The following is a 16,134-nucleotide window of genomic DNA, read 5'->3' as shown; positions in this document are numbered from 1 at the left end:
CTTTCCCATCTGGCAGCCTCTTAGTTAGCTTTCGGTTGGGCGCTCGCCTCTGGCTTGGCCGCTTGGCCGGTAGCCGCTGCGGGAGCGCCCGCGGGACTCCATTGGACCGGCTTGACAGTGGCGCCCGGGCGGACCTTTTGCAGGCCTTCCACGATGACGCGATCACCTTCCTTCAAGCCATCGAGAACTTGCCAGTTGTTGCCGCGTGCGCCACCGGTCTTGACCGGACGCGGTTCGACCTTGTTCTCGGCATTGACCACCATCACGATTGAACCCCCGGCGTCGCGCATCACAGCCTGTTGCGGCACCAGCAGGGCCTGGTCATCCACGGCCTGTTCGACCTTGGTACGCACGTAGGTACCCGGCAGCAGCAGGCGCTTGGGGTTGGGGAATTCCGCGCGCAGCGAGACCGAACCGGTGCTTTCATCCACACTGACATCCGAGAACAGCAGCTTGCCCGGCTGGTCGTAGGGCTGGCCGTTTTCCAGCACCAGGGTCACTTTGGCCTTGTTGTCGCCGACATTCTTCAACTGCCCGGCGGCCATCGCCTGCTGCAGCTTCAACAGGTCGGCGCTGGACTGGGTCACGTTGACATAGACCGGATCGAGCTGCTGTACCAGCGCCAGTTGGGTGGCATCCCCCTGGCCCACCAGCGCACCCTCGGTCACCAACGCACGGCCGATGCGGCCGGAGATGGGCGAGGTCACGGTGGCATAGCCCAGGTTCAGGCTGGCGGTCTGGACTGCCGCCTTGCCGGAGGCCACATCGGCCTCGGCCTGCTTCTGGGCGGCCACTGCATTGTCGTAATCCATCTTGGAGACGGCGTTGACTTCCACCAGCGGCTTATAGCGCTGCGCGGTCAGCGAAGTCTGGGTCAGGTTGGCCTGGGCGCGCGCCAGCGTGGCTTGGGCGCTTTCCAGGCTGGCCTTGTACTGGGCCGGATCGATCTGGAACAGCACCTGGCCTTCCTTGACTTCGCTGCCTTCCTTGAAGACGCGCTTTTGCACAATGCCCGCCACTCGGGCGCGCACCTGCGCCGTGCGGAAGGCTTCCACGCGACCCGGCAGTTCATTGGTAATGGCCACGCGCTGCGGGGCGATGGTCACCACCGACACCTCGGGGGCCGGCATCGGGCCGCCTTGCGCGGCGGGTTTCTGTCCGCAGGCGACCAGCGCGGCGGCAACGGCGACGGTCATGGTGAGGCGCGTGAAACGACTGACTGAGCTCATAGATATCTCGCACGAAAGTAAAGTTGAAGCCGCCAGGGCGGCGCTGAAACGAATTCGGTTGAACCGGTCACGATGGTGCTGTGCCTGTCACCTGACGGTGGAGGCGGATGACCCTGGCTACGTTATTGCAATGCAAAATATTCCCCACCCGCATCCCGGCAAGGGTGATGAATTTTTTTGCACATGATGAACGGCAGGAGCTTGACGCGGATGCTATTATACATACATCCATGAATGTATGTATTTCTTCTCTGGAACACATTAATTTAACAAACTTGTTCGAAACGGCGTAGAAAAATATGAGTGATTCCTTGCATTTTGCGCAGAAGGCCACTCAAATGCCGTTTCCCCAGACATGAAACCGAGTTCTTCTTCTCTGTCGCGCTGCCACGGCCTGGCTGGGGGAAGACGAAACAGACAGCTTGATATTGTGCACGATGAATTATTTTTCCTCCATGACCGTTTCTGCGCAGGCGCTGCGATGGCAGGTGAAGCGGCCGCTGCCGCCCATGTGCGAACGCAACACCGGCGGCACGATCCGCTGATGGAGCCCTCAACCAACGTTTTCCCAGGAGCTTGCTGAGATGGCCCGTTCAACCAAGGAAGAAGCGCTGGAAACCCGGGCCCGCATCCTCGATGCGGCCGAGCAGGTATTCCACGAGCGCGGCGTCTCGCAGACTTCGCTGGCCGATGTGGCCAAGGCGGCCGAGGTCACGCGCGGCGCCATCTACTGGCATTTCAAGAACAAGAGTGACCTGTTCGACGCCATGTGCGAGCGCGTGCGCCTGCCCATGGAAGCGGTACTGGAAGAAAACGCCAGCCCGCAGCTGGAGGATCCGCTGGGCCAGTTCCTGCGCAGCGGCATCTATGTGTTGACCATGGCCGCCACCGATGAGCGCTGCCGGCGCGTGTTCGACATCATCTTCAACAAATGTGAATTTGCCGACGCCCACGACCCGATCCTGATCCGCCAGCGCGAATGCCATGTGGACGGGCTGTTGCGGCTAGAGCAGATATTGATGAACGCGGTGGCGCGCGGCCAACTCCCGGCGACGCTCGACATCCGCCTGGCCTGCCTGGCGGCGCACGCCACCTTCAGTGGCTTGCTCACCGACTGGTTCTTTTCGCCCGACAGCTTTGATCTGGTCAAGGACGGCGAACGCATCCTGGCCGCTTCGCTCTATGCGCTCAAGACCGCACCCTCGCTGCAGAAGCTAGCGCCCGAGTGAGCCTCGCAAACGGAACGGGATGGTTTCCGAGCGATATGAAGGAAAAAGATAAAACGGAAGGAAAATCAGGCAGGCCGGAGAACCCGGCCCCCGCCAGACCGGCCTGCGCCATGTGCATGACGCCCGCCGGCCTGAATGCGATATGAATCAATAGACCAGATCAGTAGGTCGGCATGGAGGGATCGACCTGGCTGGCCCAGGCATGGACACCGCCGCTCAGGTTGATGACCTTGCTAAAGCCCTGGCGCTCCAGGAAGGCCGCCACCTGCATACTGCGACCGCCGTGGTGACAGATGCACACCACCGGCTGCTCTTCATCGAATTCGGAGAAGCGGCCGGGGATGGTGTTCATCGGCACCAGTTGTACGCCGGCGATGTGGCAGGTCTGGTGTTCCCAGGGCTCGCGCACGTCCAGCAGCAGGGGCGTGGGACGATCCGGGTCGTTGATCCAGGCCGCCAGTTCCGGGGCAGAGATGTGCTCCATGATGCTTTCCTGTGGTGCGGTTATCTTCAGAACGTGAAGTGGGACGGCGTGATCGCTGCGTGCAGCGGCTTGGCCAGGGTTTCCACGATGTTGACGGTCTCGAAGACGTGTTCCGAGGTGCGGGTGATCAGTTGCAATTCCATCACCGGGGCCGAACCGACGATGGCCAGCAGGCGACCACCGATCTTGAGTTGCTTGCCGAAGGCGTCCGGCAGCACTGGCAGCGAGCCCGAGATGACGATCACGTCGTATTCGCCGGCAGTGCCATCGGCGCCTACCCAGCCTTGCGCACCATTGCCCAGTTGCACGTCCACATTGGCCACGCCGTAGTCGGCCAGGTTCTGTGCGGCCAGGGCTTTCAATTCCGGCGAGATTTCCACGGTCGTCACGTGACGCGCCTTGTGGGCCAGCAGGGCTGCCATGTAGCCCGAACCGGCGCCGATTTCCAGCACGTATTCATGCTTCTTGACGTTGGCTTCCTGCAGGATGCGCGCTTCGATCTTGGGCGCCAGCATGTTTTCACCACCCGGCAGCGGGATCTCGGTGTCGAAGAAGGCCAGGCTGCGATAGGCGGCCGGGACGAATTCTTCACGCTTGACGACCATCAGCAGGTCCAGCACGTCCTGCGCCAGCACGTTCCAGGGACGGATTTGCTGTTCGATCATGTTGAAGCGGGCTTGTTCGATATTCATGGCGGTGGCTCGATCTCATCTAGTAGCGACGGAAAGCCAGCATTTTATCAAACACCGCCCAGCTAGGGGCCGGTTCCCATGCAATCTGCGCGGGCCGCCCGGCACTGCCGGCATTTCAAGCCTTGAGCCCGTGCAGGCAAAGGTCGATCATGTTATCCAGATAGGCCAGGGGATCGATGGGGGCTACGGCGCAGGGGGCGAGCGACTGGTCCCACAACATCAACATCACGATGGGCGCGACGATCACCTTTTTCATCACATCGACATCGACCTGGCGGAATTCGCCGCGTGCCATGCCGCGTTCCAGCACACGCACGATGGTGGCGTCGCCACGCACGGTGATCTCTTCGTGATAGAAGCGTGCCAGTTCCGGGAAGTTGCCCGATTCGGCCACCATCAGCTTGGCGATGCCCATCACACCCGAGTGCGAGGCCGCCTGCCACCAGTGCATGAGCAGGTCGCGCAGCAACTCGGCGCTGCTGCCGGCGTGGCCCTCGATGCGCGCCTCGGCCTGGTCCAGCAGCGGCAGCATATTGGCGCGCACCACCGACTTGAACAGGCTTTCCTTGCCATCGAAGTAGAGATAGAGCGTGCCCTTGGAGACACCCGCGCGGGAGGCCACGTCTTCCAGGCGGGTGGCGGCATAGCCGCGTTCGACGAACAATTCCAAGGCCGCCGCCAGCAATTCCTGAGGGCGATCCTGCTTGCGTCTTTCCCAACGCGGTTCTTTGGCCAATGCAGACATGAGAAACAAAATTACCGGGACGGGGCACTGTAAGTGGCAAGCCGCACTGGCGTCAAGCCGCCAGGTCAAGCGCGGCGCGATGCACTACAATGCAGGCCCACCGCGCCACCAGGAACGTCCATGAAATGCCGAGACGCGTGCGGCGCCTGCTGCATCGCCCCTTCCATCACCAGCCCCATACCCGGAATGCCCCATGGCAAACCGGCCAACGTGCCTTGCGTGCAGTTGGGCCAGGACATGCGTTGCCAGATCTTTGGACAGCCACAGCGACCGGCCTTCTGCGCCGGCTTGCAGCCATCGCGCGAGATGTGCGGCGACAACCGCACGCAAGCCATTACCTGGCTCACGCAACTGGAGCAACTGACCGCGCCGGGCCAGCCGTCACCACCAGCGCGCTGACCGGGTATCAGCAGGCGGCTAGAAAGCCTCCTCGCGCCGCCGTCGCGCCTCTTCGCGAATATCCTCAATGAGCCGCCGGGTATCCACCTTTTCCTTGAGGTGGGCGGCATGGGCTTCACGGCTGATGGGAGCGATGGTCGTCAGCTCCTTCAGATCGGCAGTACTTTCTTCGTGTCGATGATGCACCGCTGCTCCTGATGTCGATGGGGGAGGGGGAACTCCCACTTTGTACCACGGATCGCTGCCGTATGGCGTGATTGAGCTCAAATGACTGCTGATGCCGGGGCGATGTGCCCCATTTCAGTGCTTAAGGGGAAATCTCGGCCAACCGTTCGCTGGGCCGCACCAGCATCGTGCCCTTGGGCGTGACCACGATGGGACGATTGATCAGGATGGGATGGGCCAGCATCGCATCGATCAATTGTTCATCGCTCACAGCGGCGTCATCCAGCCCCAGCCCCAGCTCCTGGTAGAGCGCCTCCTTGCTGCGCACCACCTCGCGTACCGGCACGCCCATGGCGGCGATCAGCCCGGTCAGAGTGGCCCGGTCGGGCGGGTTCTTCAGGTATTCGATGATGGTCGGCTCGACCCCGCCATCGCGCAGGCCTTGCAGCACATTGCGCGAGGTGCCGCATTTGGGGTTGTGATAGATAGTGATGGAACTATTGCTCATCTTGGTTTGCCGGAGACAGAAGAAAACTACATGGTAGCCCGGATCGATGGCCGGAAAACGCGAGTTTTGTCACGCTGCTAATGTAGAATTCGATTTTGTTGCAGTGCATTCAATGCATCCTGATGCCGACAAGTGGTGATCCCGCCGGCTTTGAGCCCGCTTTCTCAGCTCAAAACGGCACAATCCCCAGCATTTCCCTTCAACCCCTCAGAAAAAGCCACCCACAGCACCCGTATGGATACTCTCCTCGCGCTCAAGGCGCTCATCATGGGCATCGTCGAAGGCCTGACCGAATTCCTGCCCATTTCCTCCACCGGCCACCTGATCCTCACCAATAGCCTGCTGCAATTCACCGGCCCTGAGTTCTCCAAGGAAAAAGCCGACGTCTTCGAGATCGTCATCCAGGCCGGCGCCATCCTGGCGGTGTGCTGGGAATACCGGGTGCGTATCGCCACCGTGCTGACCGGCATGTTTTCCGATCGCAAGGCCCAACGCCTGGTGATCAACCTGATCGTGGCTTTCTTGCCGGCGGCCATCCTGGGCTTCCTGTTCAGCCGCCGCATCAAGGACGTACTGTTCAACCCGGTCTCGGTGGCCATTGCCTTCATCGTCGGCGGCTTGATCATCCTGTGGGTGGAACGCCGCAACAAGGACCGCATGAGCATGGCCTCGGCGCGCGTCGAAACGGTGGATGACATGACTCCGCTGGATGCCCTGAAGGTCGGCATCGCCCAGGCCTTCGCCCTGATCCCCGGCACCAGCCGCTCGGGCGCCACCATCATCGGCGGCATGATGTTCGGTCTGTCGCGCAAGGCGGCCACCGAATTCTCGTTCTTCCTGGCCATCCCCACGCTCTTTGCCGCTACCATCTATTCCCTCTACAAGGAGCGCGCCCTGCTGTCGGCGGCCGACGTGCCGCTCTTCACCGTGGGTACCGTGGCCGCCTTCGTCTCGGCCTTCCTGTGCGTGCGCTGGCTGTTGCGCTACATCAGCTCGCACGATTTCACCCTCTTCGCCTGGTACCGCATCGTCTTCGGCATCATCGTCCTGGCCACCGCCTATACCGGCACCGTAGCCTGGGTTGACTGATGTCAGCTTGCTGTCAGTCAGCGCCGTAGCTGGCGCGGTACACTGCGATGCCTGTCGCCGGCCTTGAGACTTGATCTTTGATGCCGGCGGCAGTTCCTGACTTCCTTTTCGCCAACTCCCTTCAGAGCATACTCCATGGCCAACGTCTGCAGCGCCGGGCTTGATATCGGCTTTGCCTCCCTCAGTTACGCACAGATCGGTTTCCTGGGCATCGTCCAGGGCATCACCGAACTGCTCCCCATTTCTTCCACCGCCCACATGCGCGTGGTACCCGCCTTCCTCGGCTGGCACGATCCCGGCTCGGCCTTTTCGGCCGCCATGCAACTGGCGGCGCTGGCCGCAGTCATCAGCTACTTCCGGCGCGATGTGACGGCCGTCACCGGTGGCAGCCTGGCCGCCTGGCGCCGTCGCGATTTCAGCGACCCCATGTTCAAGCTGGCCGTGGCCATCATCCTGGCCACCATTCCCATCGGCATCGCCGGCCTGGCGTTGTCGCATGTCTTGAATGCCTGTGGCTCGCCGTTGCGCAGCCTGTCGGTGATCGGCTGGTCCTGCATCGTCATGGCGGGTTTGCTGGCGCTGTCCGAACTGGTGTGTCGCCATCGTCGCAGCGTCGACCAGATGCGCCTGCGCGATGCCTTCATCGTCGGCCTGGCCCAGGTCGGCGCGCTCATCCCCGGCGTCTCGCGTTCCGGCTCCACGCTCACCGCGGCGCTGTTCCTGAACTTCCGTCGCGAAGAAGCCGCGCGCTTCTCCTTCCTGCTGGGCTTGCCCGCCATCGCCCTGGCCGGATTGAAGGAACTGGCCGTGCTGCTGCACGCGCATATCCCGCTGGAAGCCTGGGGCGTACTGCTGTTCGGCCTGGCCGTGGCGAGCGTCTCGGCCTTCGCGGCGATCTGGGGCTTGATGAAATTCCTGGAGCGTTTCTCGACATGGCCCTTCATTGTCTATCGAGCTGCGCTGGGCGTTTTCCTGCTCTTGGGCGTGTCGCGCGGCTGGCTGCAATAAAATAGCGCCTTTGCTACGCAGCAGCTTCAGGTTTTTCCATGGTCGATCTCGATTCCCTGCCTCCCGGCGCCACCCAGCAAGAACGCGCACTGCACGTGCTGGAAACGGTGTTCGGCTACTCGTCCTTCCGCGGTCACCAGGGCGAGATCGTCCAGCACGTCGCCGCTGGCGGCGATGCCCTGGTGCTCATGCCCACCGGCGGCGGCAAGTCGCTGTGCTACCAGGTGCCGGCGCTGCTGCGCGAGGGCACCGGGGTGGTGGTCTCGCCATTGATCGCGCTGATGCAGGATCAGGTCGATGCGCTGGCCGAAGTCGGCGTGCGGGCGGCCTTCCTCAACTCCACCCAGAGTTTCGACGAAGCCCTGCAGATCGAGCGCCGCCTGCGCCAGGGTGATCTGGACGTGCTCTACGTCGCGCCCGAGCGGCTGATGACGCCACGCTGCCTGGACCTGCTCGAATCGGCCCGCATCGCGCTCTTCGCCATCGATGAGGCGCACTGCGTCTCGCAATGGGGCCATGATTTCCGCCCGGAATACATCAAGCTCTCCATCCTGCACGAGCGCTTTCCACAGGTGCCCCGCATCGCACTGACGGCCACCGCCGACCAGCAGACCCGCGAAGAGATCATCCATCGCCTGCAACTGGAAGATGCGCGCCAGTTCGTCTCCTCCTTCGACCGTCCCAACATCCGCTACCAGATCGTGGAAAAGGCCAACGGTCGCAAACAGTTGCTCGATTTCATCAAGAGTGAACACCCGGAAGACGCCGGCATCGTCTATTGCCTCTCGCGCAAGAAGGTCGAGGAGACCGCCGAGTTCCTGCGCGGCGAGGGCATCAATGCGCTGGCCTACCACGCCGGCATGGACTATGCGCTGCGCACCAAGAACCAGGCGCGTTTCCTGCGCGAAGACAAGATCGTGATGGTCGCCACCATCGCCTTCGGCATGGGTATCGACAAGCCTGACGTGCGCTTCGTCTGCCACCTGGATCTGCCCAAGAGCGTGGAAGGCTACTACCAGGAAACCGGCCGCGCCGGTCGTGACGGCCTGCCCGCCGACGCCTGGATGGCCTATGGCCTGCAGGACGTGGTGCAGCAACGCCGCATGATCGACGAATCCGAAGCCGACGACACCTTCAAGCGCGTGCTCGGCACCAAGCTCGACGCCATGCTGTCGCTGTGCGAGACCTTGCATTGCCGGCGCGTGCACCTGCTCGATTACTTCGGCGAACAATCCGGCCCCTGCGGCAATTGCGACACCTGCCTGACGCCCCCGGAATCCTTCGACGCCACGGTCGAGGTACAAAAGCTGCTTTCCACCGTCTATCGCGTCGAGCAGCGCTTCGCCCCCGGCCACGTGATCGAAGTGCTGCGCGGCATCGATGGCGAGCGCGTCAAGCAGTGGCGCCACGACCAGCTCTCGGTCTTTGGCATCGGCAGTGACCGCGGCGAGGCCGAATGGCGCGCCATCCTGCGCCAGGTCATCGCGCTGGGTTTGCTGACGGTGGATGCCGAGAACTACAGCGCCTTGAAGCTCACCGAAGCCGCGCGCCCGGTGCTGCGCGGCGCCCAGCAGGTGCAGTTGCGCCGCTACCGCAAGCCGGAAAAGGCCAAGCGTACGTCGCAACGTTCCAGCTTCGTCGAGACCGATCTCAACACCGAGGAACAGGCGCTCTTCGAAAAACTGCGCTGGTGGCGCGTGGAAACCGCACGCGCCCACAATGTGCCGGCCTACGTCATCTTCCACGACGCCACCATGCGCGAAATCGCCAAGGCCCGCCCGCAATCGCTGGATGAGCTGCGCCACGTCACCGGCGTGGGCGAGAAGAAACTGGAAACCTATGGCGCCCAGATCATCGCCCTGATCGCCGAGATGCAGGGTGGGTAGGGTGGCTAAGGCCTTTAACGCCGCGATATGAAGTTTTCTACATTGGTACTCGCAGCCAGCAGCAAAAACGGCATGTCCTGTGAAGGAACATGCCGTTTTTGTTGAGGCGGGGAGGGCCAGCGATCAGGCGCGCTTTTCGAACACCAGGTCCCACACCCCATGGCCCAGGCGCAGCCCGCGGTTCTCGAACTTGGTGGTATCGCGATATTCCGGGCGCGGCACGTAACCGGAAGGATCGGTGGCCGTGTTCTTCAGCGTCGGCTCGGCCGACAGCACTTCCAGCATCTGCACCGCATATTCTTCCCAGTCGGTGGCGCAGTGGATGTAGCCACCGGGGGCCAGGCGCGAACTGATCAACTGTACCAGCGGGCTCTGGATCAGGCGACGCTTGTTGTGACGCGCCTTGTGCCAGGGATCGGGGAAGAACACATGCACCCCGGCCAGGGTGGCGGGCGCGATCATGTTGGTCAGCACTTCCACGGCGTCGTGCTGGATGATGCGCACGTTGTCGAGCTCACCTTCGCCGATCAGCTTGAGATAGCTGCCCACGCCCGGCGTATGGACTTCGACGCCGATGAAGTTCTTCTCCGGCATCAGGGCCGAGATCTTGGCGCTGGTCTCGCCCATGCCGAAGCCGATTTCCAGGATGGTCGGCGCCTGCCGGCCAAAGGTCGCGGCCAGGTCCAGCGGCGCCTTTTCATACGGCACCAGGAAGCGCGGGCCCAGCTCCTCCAGCGCCCGGCCTTGGGCCACCGACACGCGCCCGGCGCGGGTAACGAAACTACGGATACGGCGCTCGCTGGGATCGTAGAACAGCGGCTTGCCGGCTTTGTTTTCAGACATGATGACTCGAAGCAGTGATGAGGTGCGGACCGCAAAATCGCGCCGGTCAAGGACGGGCGAAGGGCCACAGGGAAGCGGAGCGGGTGACAGGAACACGAGGGAACACGATATTGCACCCAAGCCATTGATTGAAATTTTTCTATTCATCCAATGGAACAAGGCCACATTATGTACCGCCCAGCCCTGCTACGGCAAGCAAAGCCGTCTGCCGGTATCGCTTCACTTCATGCTCGATCTGGTCCACCGCATCGTGGCTCAACGGTACTTGCAGGCATCCTGCCGGCCTTCAGCGCTTCGGCCCGAATACGGATTTCGGCGGGCAACCAAAGAAGCGCGAGAAGGCCGCGCTGAAGTTGCTGGGATGCTCATAGCCTACCGCATAGGCCGCCTCGGCCACTTGGCAACCGGTTTCCAGCAGTTGCCAGGCTTTCTGCATTCGCACTTCCAGCAGCAGCCGATGAGGGCTCTTGTTGAAGCGATGGTGGAAGCCCTCCCGCAGTTTGCATTCATTCAGGCTCACCGCAGCGGCCAGCTCGGAGACGGTGAGGTTCTGGTGCATCCGCTTCTCCAGGAGGGAGCGGGCTTGATCGAGTTTTTCGATATCCCGCTGGCAATGACGGGGTGTGCGCTGCGCGCCTTGCAGGTCCAGATGACGCACTTGCTCGGCCAGCAGGCTCAGGACATGGATGTGCGTCTGCAAGGTGTCGGGGGCCTCCACCTCGGTTTCCCTCAGCAGGGCATTGACGTGAGCCAGGCTGGCGCCGGTCGTCGGTCGATGCGCCAATTGCTGTACGCCGCCCTTGCCAGCGTGCAGCAGCTTGCAGGCCGTTTCGCTGCCCAGATAGTAGTCCAGCGTTTGAGCACCGATCAGCAAGCGCAACTGCCTCACCCCGCACTCGCACTGATAGCGACGTTCACCCTGGATGCAGCGGAAGGTCGACACCGTCGTGTAGCCGCGACGAAAGAACAGTTCCGTACCACAACGACCGCGGTACATCGATTCCCCGGCCAAGCCCAGCGTGATCGCCAGGACCGGCTGTTCCAGTTGTTTGGTGCTGTCTTCCACCAGGTCCTGGCGCGGCTGGTATTGCGTCTTGAGCAGACTCAACTGTGGACCGACATGCAAGCTGTCGGTCAGACATGGGCCCAGTTCATCCGGTAACTGCTGCCTTTCCCAACCTTGTCGTCGTGTTTCCCGACGTCTCAGGATCTCCAGTGATACACGGTACGGCATATGACCTCCTCCTCCTTTGCCGTGCTTTCAGTCCGATGGCACGGATCGCATACGAAAAACATTGGATCGGATACAAAACTTAATGAGAATCATTTTTATTTAAGATTATTATCCATCAGACATTGATCGTCAACCGCTGCGGATGGCATGACGCGCTAGTTGGTGCGGGCTTGCCGGTGGCGGCCGAAGTAGTGGCTATTTCTGTCTATTTGGAGTCAAGGAAATGGAGTCAACAAGTAGCAAAACGAAGCGTTGCACCAGGCGTCTTTGGCTGCCGGTCCTGCTGGCGAGTCTGGAGGGGGAGGCCTATGCGCAGAGCAAGCCTGAACTCCCGACGGTGACCGTGACGGCCAACAAGCAGGTGCAATCGCTGGAATCGGTGGCGGCCAGTGTTTCGGCATTCGTCGGGGAGGATCTGGAAGCGGCCGGCATCACCAGCCTTGAAGAGGTCGCCAGGATGACGCCTGGGTTCAGTTTCCAGGCAATGGGGCAGTCGGGGGTGATGCCACCGGTCATGCGCGGCATCACGGCCAACGTCATCTCGTTCTCCTCTTCGACTGCGTTGGTGGTGGACGGGGTGCCGACCTTGAGAGCCCAGGGTTTCGACGACAACCTGTTGGGGGTCGAGCGGGTGGAGGTGCTGCGTGGGCCGCAATCTACGCTCTACGGCCGTAACGCCGAGAGCGGGGTGGTCAACATTGTCACCCGCAAGCCGGGTAACGATCCCTATGCACTCGTCTCCACGGAAGTCGGCAGCCGCGACAAGCACGTGTTGCGCTTCGATGCCAGCCACGCGCTGCTCAAGGACAGTCTTTATCTGGGGGTGGCCGGCGAGTTCGCCGAGCAGGACGGCTTTATCGACAATACCTTCAAAGGGCGCAAGGAGGACCGCCGCCTGCGGCGCAATGGTCGGCTCACGCTGCGCTGGACCCCGGGCCAGCGCACCGATGCCACGCTGCGCTACACCCAGCGCGACTACCGGGACGGGGCCTCGCTCTGGGGCGCCATCAACTCGCCCCAGCGAGCGCAAGTGCGCTCTGGAACGGATGGCTTCAATGATTCGACTGCGCGCACCGTCGCGCTGGATGTGGCCCATGAACTGGCATCGGGAGTGCGCCTGCGCTCGATCACCGCAAGCAGCCAGTACACCGATCGCCTGCAACAGGATAGCGACTTTCTTCCGGTCGACAGGTTGCATATGGCGCGCGACCACCACTTCAGCACGCTCTCGCAGGAATTGCGCTTGGAGGGCCAATGGGGCCAGGCGCAATGGTTGATCGGCCTGTACGCCGATCGCGACGACCACGACCTGCGTTTCGAGCAAAAGACCCCGCTGTCGCTGACCATGACCAACGCCAAGCAGAAAGGCAATTCGACGGCATTGTTCACCAACTGGAGCGTGCCATTGGCGTCCCAGTGGTCGCTGACCGCTGGCGCTCGCATCGAGCGCGATGAGGTGCGCTTTGCCATGGCCGCAGGCAAGCAACAGTCCCAGGATTTCACGAACTTTTCCCCCAAGCTGGCGCTGCAATACCAGTGGCAGCCGCAGGCACAGATCTATGCCAGTGTGGCCGATGGCTACCGCGCCGGCGGCTTCAATGCCTTCGCTCCCGAAACGTATCGACGCTATGCCTCGGAGCGGGTACGCTCCTTCGAGCTCGGTGCCAAGGGCAGTGTGCTGAACCGACGCCTGCGCTATGGCACGTCGGTGTACCTGATGAACGTGCGCGACATGCAAGTGCAGCAGATGGGGCAGGCGGGTCAGGTATTTGTCACCAATGCGGCCACCGGACGTTCGGTGGGCGCCGAGGCCGAGCTGCAATACCTGCTCGGTGCAGGCTGGCAGATCCAGGCCGCCCTCGGACTCAATCGCACCCGTTTCCAGAAATTCCAGGATGGGGCCAACAACTATGACCACAACCGCAATCCCTTCGCCCCCGATATCAATGGCTATCTGGGGGTGCGCTACGACGCGCCGCAGGGCTGGTATGCCCAGGCCAATGTGAGCGGCGTCGGTCGGGTCTATCTGGACGCCGCCAACCGTTACCGCCAGCCCGGCTACGGGTTGGTGAATCTCTCTGCGGGTCACAGCATCGGCCATGCCGAACTCACGGCCTTCGTCCACAACGCGGCCAACAAGACCTATGACGCCGTGGGCATCCTCAACGGCACGGCCACCGTCTACAGTCCGCCCCGCGAATTCGGGGTGCGTCTGAGCTATCGTTTTTAAGGATCGCCGCATGACTATCGATACTGCTCATCCGTTGCAATCATGCTGGGATCTTGCCCTCTCTTCGGTCAAGGCGCAGGCGCTGGAAACGGCAATACGGGCGGGCCTGCTGGCCGTGATGGAAACGCCGTCCAGCGCCGAGGCGCTCGCTGCGCGGCTAGCGCTGCATCCTGCGAGTGCGCAACAGCTGCTTGATCTACTCTGGTCCATGGGGGTGGTGGTGCGCACCGATGATGCGCCCAATGGCGATATGCCGACCTACATGCTCGCGCCCGGGCTGACCTCGTTCCTGCTGCGTGATGGCGAGCATTACTATGCCGACGCGCTGGTCCATCGTCTGCAGTCGCTGCGACAACAGCTGCCCTCGCTCACCGAATGGCTCAAGCTGGGCGCTGCTGCGGCCGCGCCGCCGGATGGCGCCGCATGGGCCGAAGCCGCACAAGGCAAGCTCGCGCAGGAACAGGTGGCGGTCACGGTCGATGTGGCGCTGGCCTGCGTGAAACGCTTAAGCGGCCTGGCTGAGCAGGGCCGCTTCCTCGACCTGGGCGGCGGGCCGGGCAAGGTCGGGCTGGCCCTGGCGCGGCATCTTCCCTCCTGGCACGGCGTGACTTTCGACTTGCCGGCCGCGACCGCGGTCGCCCGGCATAACGTCGAACAGGCTGGTCTGGCCGATCGCCTCCGCTGTCGTGGCGGCGATTTGCTGCGTGATGACATCGGGACTGGTTACGACCTGATCTGGTGTTCTTCCGTCCTGCACTTCGTGCCGGACCTTGACACTGCGGTGGATCGGATCCGTGACGCGCTGGCACCGGGCGGGCATTTCCTCAGCGTGCACGCCGAACTGCCCGCCGACCGTGACGGCCTGGGCGCGGTGCTGCCCTATTACCTGCCCTTGATCATGCGCGGGCACCAGGTCTGGAAGCGCGGCACCCTGGCACGCGTCGTGCGTGAACGGGGACTCGAGGTGCTGGACGACGTCGTCCTGCAGGGCTGCCCGCTGACTCCCGCACCCTTGGTGATCGCCCGCCGGAGCGCATCATGAGATCGACACACCTGCCACAGCAACTGGTCTTCGGCCTCCTCGGGCTGGCCCTGGCCACCCCGGTGGTCTACCTGATGCTCGGTCTGCCGCTTCTGATGCGCCAACACGGTTGGTCGGGCAGCGTGATCGGACTGTTCCAACTGGCTGGTCTGCCGGCACTGTTCAAGGCCTTTCTGGCCGTGCTCGTCGACCGCTGGCGACCGGCACGGCAGCCATATGTGCGTTGGACGGCGCTGTTGGGCGCGGCCTACGTGGCCATACTGCTGGCGCTCTCAGCACTGGGCCTGGACACGCCCCGGCCGCTCTTGTTCGCGCTGATGCTGGTGGCTTCCGTGCTCGCGACCTGGATCGACGTGCCGGTCAGCGCCCTGGCGATCAAGATGCTGCCGGAGAGCGAACGGCAACTGGCCGGTGGCATCCGCTCGGCTGTCCTCTTTGCTGCGGCGGTGCTCGGCGGCGGCGCGATGCTGCTCTTGACGCAGGCACAAGGTTGGTCCGCGCCTTTCCTGGCGATGGCGGCCTTGCTCACCCTTGCGCTGGCGGCGTTGGCGCTGCTGCGGGAGCCGGTGGACATGGCACCCCGCCAGCCTCGATCTTACGGCCCGCACTTCGCCGGTTTCTTCCGCCAGTCGGGCGCCTGGCGCTGGGCCGTTCTGTTGCTGTGCTATTTCCCGTTCGTGGCGACCGCCTGGATTTACCTCAAGCCCTTGCTGCTGGACCAGGGATTCCCGGTGGCGCAGGTCGCCTGGATTGCCGGAGTCGGGGGCGGCAGCCTGGGTATCGTCGCCAGTCTGGCCACAGGATGCTGGGTCAGGCGTGCGATGCTGCCGCGCGTGCTGCCGCTGTCGGCGGCTGCCAACTGCCTGGTCCTGGCGCTGCTGGCCACCCTGGTATGGCGGGACGCCGGGGCGATCTGGGTGGCGATGGCGGGCTGCCTGCTGGCCATGGCCATGGGCATGACGTCGTCACTGGCCTTCGCGCTCATGATGGACTTCGCCCAGCAGCACCGTCAGGCGGTGGACTACGGCATTCAGGCCAGCCTGTTTGCGCTCGGACGCCTGATCGTCCCTCCCGTGGCAGGTCTGCTGCTGGACCATCAAGGTTATGCCGCCATGCTGCTGGCCCTGGCCTTGGCGGCCTTGTCGGTGGTGGCGCTGAGCGCCCTACGACCGCTTACTTCGAGGCGGGAAAGCGCATGACCGCTTGCTTCTGGAGGGGCGGCCCATGCCCCAGGTGGAGGAAGAGCAATGACAGGAGTGATCGGAATTTGCCCTGTCACAGCGGATACCGATTTGCGCGATGACTTTGCGTTTGTTCTTGATCAGCTGGAATTGTACCGGTGCCCAGCGCG

15 protein-coding genes and 1 pseudogene are annotated in these 16,134 nt (G+C 62.9%); 8 read left to right on the top strand and 8 right to left on the bottom strand.

Translation table 11 applies throughout. The features are described 5' to 3' along the window. Window positions 1-20: 20 nt before the first annotated feature. On the bottom strand, window positions 21-1,229 hold the full coding sequence (locus I5W_RS10695) for an efflux RND transporter periplasmic adaptor subunit (RefSeq protein ID WP_017454489.1): 1,209 nt from the start codon (window positions 1,227-1,229) through the stop codon (window positions 21-23). 584 nt (window positions 1,230-1,813) lie between these two features. Between I5W_RS10695 and I5W_RS10690 the strand changes: the two genes are divergently transcribed. Then, a complete protein-coding gene (locus I5W_RS10690; RefSeq protein WP_044529207.1) occupies window positions 1,814-2,458 on the top strand; it encodes a TetR family transcriptional regulator in 645 nt (214 codons plus the stop codon). A gap of 160 nt (window positions 2,459-2,618) precedes the next feature. Here the strand turns inward: I5W_RS10690 and I5W_RS10685 are convergent, their stop codons facing one another. The 3 genes from I5W_RS10685 to I5W_RS10675 form a co-directional block, all read right to left on the bottom strand. After that, entirely contained in the window at window positions 2,619-2,942 is a 324-nt protein-coding gene (locus I5W_RS10685; RefSeq protein ID WP_017454487.1) for a rhodanese-like domain-containing protein, read from the bottom strand. Between the two features lie 26 nt (window positions 2,943-2,968). After that, on the bottom strand, window positions 2,969-3,634 hold the full coding sequence (locus I5W_RS10680) for a protein-L-isoaspartate O-methyltransferase family protein (RefSeq protein ID WP_044529206.1): 666 nt from the start codon (window positions 3,632-3,634) through the stop codon (window positions 2,969-2,971). Between the two features lie 115 nt (window positions 3,635-3,749). Then, on the bottom strand, window positions 3,750-4,379 hold the full coding sequence (locus tag I5W_RS10675) for a TetR/AcrR family transcriptional regulator (RefSeq protein WP_017454485.1): 630 nt from the start codon (window positions 4,377-4,379) through the stop codon (window positions 3,750-3,752). 120 nt (window positions 4,380-4,499) lie between these two features. Between I5W_RS10675 and I5W_RS10670 the strand changes: the two genes are divergently transcribed. Then, the gene (locus tag I5W_RS10670) at window positions 4,500-4,778 is read left to right on the top strand and encodes a YkgJ family cysteine cluster protein (protein ID WP_044529205.1); all 279 of its coding nucleotides are present in this window, start codon (window positions 4,500-4,502) and stop codon (window positions 4,776-4,778) included. An 18-nt stretch (window positions 4,779-4,796) separates the two neighbouring features. On the opposite strand, the gene I5W_RS32425 is transcribed toward I5W_RS10670, so the two are convergent. Together I5W_RS32425 and arsC are read right to left on the bottom strand one after the other, a co-directional pair. After that, window positions 4,797-4,964 carry a hypothetical protein gene (locus I5W_RS32425; RefSeq protein ID WP_008325257.1) on the bottom strand — a complete coding sequence of 56 codons (168 nt, stop codon included), beginning with the start codon at window positions 4,962-4,964 and terminating at the stop codon, window positions 4,797-4,799. A gap of 124 nt (window positions 4,965-5,088) precedes the next feature. Beyond that, window positions 5,089-5,451 (bottom strand): annotated as a pseudogene (arsC, locus tag I5W_RS10665) (arsenate reductase (glutaredoxin)); the annotation flags it as partial. Window positions 5,452-5,685: 234 nt separating this feature from the next. Here arsC and I5W_RS10660 point away from each other — a divergent pair. The 3 genes from I5W_RS10660 (at window position 5,686) to recQ (ending at window position 9,434) form a co-directional block, all read left to right on the top strand. Next, complete coding sequence (locus tag I5W_RS10660; protein ID WP_044529203.1) at window positions 5,686-6,540, top strand: undecaprenyl-diphosphate phosphatase; 855 nt, start codon at window positions 5,686-5,688, stop codon at window positions 6,538-6,540. A 135-nt stretch (window positions 6,541-6,675) separates the two neighbouring features. Beyond that, window positions 6,676-7,548, top strand: coding sequence for an undecaprenyl-diphosphate phosphatase (locus I5W_RS10655; protein ID WP_017454481.1), 873 nt, complete (start codon window positions 6,676-6,678; stop codon window positions 7,546-7,548). A gap of 38 nt (window positions 7,549-7,586) precedes the next feature. Beyond that, entirely contained in the window at window positions 7,587-9,434 is a 1,848-nt protein-coding gene (gene recQ, locus I5W_RS10650; RefSeq protein WP_044529202.1) for a DNA helicase RecQ, read from the top strand. A 123-nt stretch (window positions 9,435-9,557) separates the two neighbouring features. On the opposite strand, the gene trmB is transcribed toward recQ, so the two are convergent. After that, window positions 9,558-10,277 (bottom strand): tRNA (guanosine(46)-N7)-methyltransferase TrmB, encoded by a 720-nt coding sequence (gene trmB, locus I5W_RS10645; RefSeq protein ID WP_026052266.1) that lies wholly within the window; start codon window positions 10,275-10,277, stop codon window positions 9,558-9,560. 286 nt (window positions 10,278-10,563) lie between these two features. Further along, on the bottom strand, window positions 10,564-11,511 hold the full coding sequence (locus tag I5W_RS10640) for a helix-turn-helix domain-containing protein (RefSeq protein ID WP_044529201.1): 948 nt from the start codon (window positions 11,509-11,511) through the stop codon (window positions 10,564-10,566). Window positions 11,512-11,734: 223 nt separating this feature from the next. On the opposite strand from I5W_RS10640, the gene I5W_RS10635 reads away from it, so the two are divergent. From I5W_RS10635 to I5W_RS10625, 3 genes are read left to right on the top strand one after another with little or no spacing between them, the layout of a single operon-like run. Further along, the gene (locus I5W_RS10635; protein WP_083893510.1) at window positions 11,735-13,741 is read left to right on the top strand and encodes a TonB-dependent receptor; all 2,007 of its coding nucleotides are present in this window, start codon (window positions 11,735-11,737) and stop codon (window positions 13,739-13,741) included. A gap of 10 nt (window positions 13,742-13,751) precedes the next feature. Beyond that, window positions 13,752-14,783: a class I SAM-dependent methyltransferase gene (locus I5W_RS10630; RefSeq protein WP_044529200.1), complete on the top strand. Its 1,032-nt coding sequence runs from the start codon at window positions 13,752-13,754 to the stop codon at window positions 14,781-14,783. Beyond that, window positions 14,780-15,982 (top strand): MFS transporter, encoded by a 1,203-nt coding sequence (locus I5W_RS10625; protein ID WP_044529199.1) that lies wholly within the window; start codon window positions 14,780-14,782, stop codon window positions 15,980-15,982. The genes I5W_RS10630 and I5W_RS10625 overlap by 4 nt, the downstream gene beginning before the upstream one ends. The last annotated feature ends 152 nt before the right edge of the window (window positions 15,983-16,134 follow it).

Origin of the sequence: Herbaspirillum sp. B65, assembly GCF_000333555.1 — a bacterium.
In the GTDB taxonomy this organism is placed as follows: domain Bacteria; phylum Pseudomonadota; class Gammaproteobacteria; order Burkholderiales; family Burkholderiaceae_D; genus Herbaspirillum; species Herbaspirillum rubrisubalbicans.
Note: the sequence above shows the minus strand (reverse complement) of the source record. Positions and strands in the feature narration are given on the sequence as shown.

Bases quoted from the DNA above. Each gene is read 5' to 3' on its own strand.
- I5W_RS10690 (WP_044529207.1), top strand. From the start codon at position 1,814: ATGGCCCGTTCAACCAAGGAAGAAGCGCTGGAAACCCGGGCCCGCATC.
- recQ (WP_044529202.1), top strand. From the start codon at position 7,587: ATGGTCGATCTCGATTCCCTGCCTCCCGGCGCCACCCAGCAAGAACGC.
- I5W_RS10655 (WP_017454481.1), top strand. From the start codon at position 6,676: ATGGCCAACGTCTGCAGCGCCGGGCTTGATATCGGCTTTGCCTCCCTC.
- trmB (WP_026052266.1), bottom strand. From the start codon at position 10,277: ATGTCTGAAAACAAAGCCGGCAAGCCGCTGTTCTACGATCCCAGCGAG.
- I5W_RS10680 (WP_044529206.1), bottom strand. From the start codon at position 3,634: ATGAATATCGAACAAGCCCGCTTCAACATGATCGAACAGCAAATCCGT.
- I5W_RS10630 (WP_044529200.1), top strand. From the start codon at position 13,752: ATGACTATCGATACTGCTCATCCGTTGCAATCATGCTGGGATCTTGCC.
- I5W_RS10640 (WP_044529201.1), bottom strand. From the start codon at position 11,511: ATGCCGTACCGTGTATCACTGGAGATCCTGAGACGTCGGGAAACACGA.
- I5W_RS10685 (WP_017454487.1), bottom strand. From the start codon at position 2,942: ATGGAGCACATCTCTGCCCCGGAACTGGCGGCCTGGATCAACGACCCG.
- I5W_RS10660 (WP_044529203.1), top strand. From the start codon at position 5,686: ATGGATACTCTCCTCGCGCTCAAGGCGCTCATCATGGGCATCGTCGAA.
- I5W_RS10635 (WP_083893510.1), top strand. From the start codon at position 11,735: ATGGAGTCAACAAGTAGCAAAACGAAGCGTTGCACCAGGCGTCTTTGG.
- I5W_RS10695 (WP_017454489.1), bottom strand. From the start codon at position 1,229: ATGAGCTCAGTCAGTCGTTTCACGCGCCTCACCATGACCGTCGCCGTT.
- I5W_RS10675 (WP_017454485.1), bottom strand. From the start codon at position 4,379: ATGTCTGCATTGGCCAAAGAACCGCGTTGGGAAAGACGCAAGCAGGAT.
- I5W_RS10670 (WP_044529205.1), top strand. From the start codon at position 4,500: ATGAAATGCCGAGACGCGTGCGGCGCCTGCTGCATCGCCCCTTCCATC.
- I5W_RS10625 (WP_044529199.1), top strand. From the start codon at position 14,780: ATGAGATCGACACACCTGCCACAGCAACTGGTCTTCGGCCTCCTCGGG.